We start from the raw sequence: 3,769 nt of genomic DNA, 5'->3' as shown, positions 1-3,769 counted from the left end.
CCGGCACCGCCCGGCCCCCGCCGCGACTCCCGGCCGCGTGCGGCCACGGGAGCACGGGGAGCGGTCGGTGGGCGCGGCGGACGGCCCGGCGGGTGGCCCTCCCCCACGTGACCGAGCCCACCCCCCGCTCCGCACCGACTCCCGCGACAATGAGTACGTGATCACTTCGCCCGCACGGACCCCCCGGCGCACCGAACACGCGCCGACGCCCTACGTCGACCTGTCCCGGGCCGAGTGGAGCGCCCTGCGCGACAAGACCCCGCTGCCGCTGACCGCCGATGAGGTCGAGCGGCTGAGAGGTCTCGGGGACGTCATCGACCTCGACGAGGTGCGGGACGTCTACCTGCCGCTGTCCCGGCTGCTCAACCTGTACGTCCAGGCGACCTCCGGCCTGCGCGGCGCGCTGAACACCTTCCTCGGGGACGCCGGGAACGGGCACGGCGAGCAGCGCGGCACCCCGTTCGTCATAGGGGTCGCGGGGAGTGTCGCCGTCGGCAAGTCCACCAGCGCCCGCATCCTCCAGGCGCTGCTGGCGCGCTGGCCCGAGCACCCCCGGGTGGAGCTGGTGACGACCGACGGGTTCCTGCTGCCGATGAAGGAGCTCCGGCGTCGGGGCCTGATGTCGCGCAAGGGGTTCCCGGAGTCGTACGACCGGCGGGCGCTGACCCGGTTCGTCGCCGACATCAAGGCCGGCAGGGACGAGGTCACGGCCCCCGTCTACTCGCACCTGATCTACGACATCGTGCCCGGCGAGCGGCTCACCGTGCGCCGGCCCGACATCCTGATCGTGGAGGGGCTGAACGTGCTCCAGCCCGCGCTGCCCGGCAAGGACGGCCGGACCAGGGTCGGGCTCGCGGACTACTTCGACTTCAGCGTGTACGTGGACGCGCGTCCCGAGGACATCGAGACCTGGTACCTGCACCGCTTCCGGCGGCTGCGCGAGACGGCGTTCCAGGACCCGTCCTCCTACTTCCGCAAGTACACCCAGGTGTCCGAGGAGGAGGCGCTGGACTACGCGCGCACCATGTGGCGGACCATCAACAAGCCCAACCTGCTGGAGAACGTGGCGCCGACACGGGGCCGTGCCACCCTGGTGCTCCGCAAGGGGGCGGACCACAAGGTCCAGCGCCTGTCGTTGCGCAAACTCTGATCCCCGGGAGTCCCCGCTGTGCTGCACCTGCGCCTCATCGTGCCCGCCGACCGTACCGACGAGGTCGTCGATCTCCTCGAGAACAGCGTCGGCACCACCCACCTCGCCGTGCTGCCCGGCGTCGCCCGCGACCCCTCGGGGGACATGGTCCTGTGCGACGTCGCGCGGGAGGCGGGCGACGAAGTGATCGGCGCGCTCCGGGATCTGGGGATCGACAAGGCGGGTTCGATCACCGTGGAGAACCTGGATCTCACGCTCTCCTCGCACGCCGACGAGGCGGAGCGGGAGGCGCCCGGCGAGGGTGCGGACGCGGTGCTGTGGGAGGAACTGAGCGAGGTGACCCACGAGGAGTCGACGTTCAGCGCCACCTACGTCGCCTTCCTCGCCGTCGCGACGATGCTCGCCGCCTGCGGTGTGATGCTCGACAACGCCATCCTGATCGTCGGCGCGATGGCGGTGGGGCCGGAGTTCGGCCCGCTGGCCGGGATCTCCACGGCACTGGTGCAACGCGCCCCGCGCCTGGTCGGACGGTCGCTGTGGGCGCTCATCGGCGGTTTCGCGGTGGCGATGGTGCTGACGGCCGGGTTCGCCTGGCTGATGGACGCGTTCGGGCTGTTCGACGCGGGCATGGTGACGGCGGACCGCCCCAACACGGGGTTCATCTGGCATCCGGACTGGATGTCGTTCGTGGTGGCGCTGCTGGCGGGCATCGCGGGGACGCTGTCGCTGACCTCGGCGAAGTCGGGGGCGCTGATCGGCGTGGCCATCTCGGTGACGACGGTGCCCGCCGCGGCCAACGCCGCCGTCGCCTTCAGCTACCAGGACCTGGCCCAGACGTGGGGGTCGTCGGCGCAGCTGCTGGCCAACCTGGGCGGCATCGTCCTGGCCGGGACACTGACCCTGCTGGTCCAGAAGGCGCTGTGGAGCCGCAAGCGCCGGTCGGCCCCGGTGCGCCGGAAGGCGGCGGGCGGCGCCGCCTGACAACCGGCCACGAACCACCCTCGGTGGTGGTGACCCGGCAACGCCGGGTGGCCGGACGCTGCCGCACTCCGCACAGGTGCGGGCGGTGGGGCCGGTGGCACCATGCCCCGCATGACCGATGTCCCGGAAGTGAGCTGCGGGCCGGCCCGGAACCGCGCCCTGTGGTGTTTCGTCACGCTCGGCGCGGCCGGCGCGCTACTGGCCGGGGTGCGCACGGCGTACCGGGGCAGCCCCGTGGACGGGTGGGTCTTCGGGGGCGCTCTGCTCGCGCTGCTCGGGCTCGTGTGCCTGTACGCGGCCACCGCCCGGGTGCGCGCCGACGCGGACGTCCTGCGCACCAGGACGCTGCTGCGCCGCCGGACCACACCCTGGCGGGACGTCGCCGACCTGGCTGTCCAGGTGCAGTACGGGCGCCATCAGGAGTTCCACCGCGTCGTCGTGCTGCTGCGGGACGGGCGCAGGCGACGGCTGCCCCTGCCGGTGAGCGGCTCCCCGCGGGACCGCGCCGCCTTCGACGCGACACTGGACGCGCTCCGCGCCCTGCACCACCGTCACGGCACGCGGGCCCCGGGTCGCGTCCCCGTCCTCTCGTACCGCTCCGCCGGGCGCGGCCCGGCCGTCCCACTGGTGCTGTGCGCGCTGCTGCTCGCGGGGGCGGGCCTGGCCGCGTGGTTCGTGCCCGTGGCCGGCGAGAAGGAGGCGGCGTGGTCGTCGGCCGCGCCGTGCGCCGCGCACACGCCCCCTGCCGAGCGCGGCGCCTGCGTGAGCACGTGGCCGGCCGTGATCGCCCGGGCCGAGGCCGGCAGGGGGAAGGGGAGCGGTTGGCTGTACTTCACCGCCGGCCGGCCGCTGGAGCGTCTGGCCGTCTCGAAGGAGGGAGCCCGCGGGTTCTCGGCCGGTGACCGCGTCGAACTGACCGTCTGGCGCCACGAGGTGCGAGAGGTCGCGGGAGAGCACCACGTGTGGCGCGAACACTTCACGGGGGCCGGAGAGGCGGCCGTCATCGCGGCCGGATGCCTCCTCGGCGCGGGCTACCCCGGCGCCAGGCTGCTCGTGCACCGGCGCGGGCGGCGGCTGCCCCCCGACGAGGTACTCCCCTCGGCCCTGCCGTTCGCGGCGGCGCTGGCCGGTACGGCGCTGTGGCTGCTGCCGCTCTGCTACCTGCACCCGACCGGTCCGTTCGCCTCGCCCGCGGCCCGCACGTGGGCGGTCTCCGGTTCGGCGGTCACCCTGGCCCTCCTCGCGTGGGCCTGGCGCGCCACCCGGGTCCGGGCGCCGGGAGACACCGGAGGGGGGCAACAGGTGGTGCGCGGCGAGGAGTTCGTCGTCGCGCGGTTCCTCGATCACACCGTCTACAACCCGGACGGCTTCGGCACCCACATCGTCCTGGGAGGCGGCCCGCCCGCGGTCGTCCCGCACGGGGGCCCGGGCCTGTTCGCGGCGCGACGGATACCGGTGGAACGGCTCACCGTCACGGCGGTACGGCGTGCCCGGGGCGGCGACGGCGACGGCGTCCCCCGAGGCTGGCACATCGCCGAGATCGACGACGCGGGCGAGCCGGTCCGTCTCGCGGCCGCGCCGGCCGATCTGCAACGCGTCGTCGGGGAGCTGCGCCGGGCGCACTGACCCGCCGGCACC

At 74.2% G+C, this 3,769-nt stretch carries 3 protein-coding genes; all 3 read left to right on the top strand.

Annotation, left to right across the window (positions count from 1 at the left end):
- The first annotated feature begins 157 nt into the window (after positions 1-157).
- The 3 genes from coaA to ABZ371_RS30225 all read left to right on the top strand — a co-directional run bounded on the left by coaA (position 158) and on the right by ABZ371_RS30225 (position 3,757).
- Complete coding sequence (coaA, locus tag ABZ371_RS30235; protein ID WP_358685587.1) at positions 158-1,150, top strand: type I pantothenate kinase; 993 nt, start codon at positions 158-160, stop codon at positions 1,148-1,150.
- An 18-nt stretch (positions 1,151-1,168) separates the two neighbouring features.
- Positions 1,169-2,131 (top strand): DUF389 domain-containing protein, encoded by a 963-nt coding sequence (locus ABZ371_RS30230; RefSeq protein ID WP_358685585.1) that lies wholly within the window; start codon positions 1,169-1,171, stop codon positions 2,129-2,131.
- A gap of 111 nt (positions 2,132-2,242) precedes the next feature.
- Positions 2,243-3,757: a PH domain-containing protein gene (locus ABZ371_RS30225; protein ID WP_358685582.1), complete on the top strand. Its 1,515-nt coding sequence runs from the start codon at positions 2,243-2,245 to the stop codon at positions 3,755-3,757.
- Positions 3,758-3,769: the final 12 nt, after the last annotated feature.

Source organism: Streptomyces sp. NPDC005899, from assembly GCF_040629645.1.
Classification (GTDB): Bacteria; Actinomycetota; Actinomycetes; order Streptomycetales; family Streptomycetaceae; genus Streptomyces.
This window is presented reverse-complemented; position numbering and strand designations above follow the sequence as displayed.

Coding starts and splice junctions, on each gene's coding strand:
- ABZ371_RS30225 (WP_358685582.1), top strand. CDS start 2,243: ATGACCGATGTCCCGGAAGTGAGCTGCGGGCCGGCCCGGAACCGCGCC.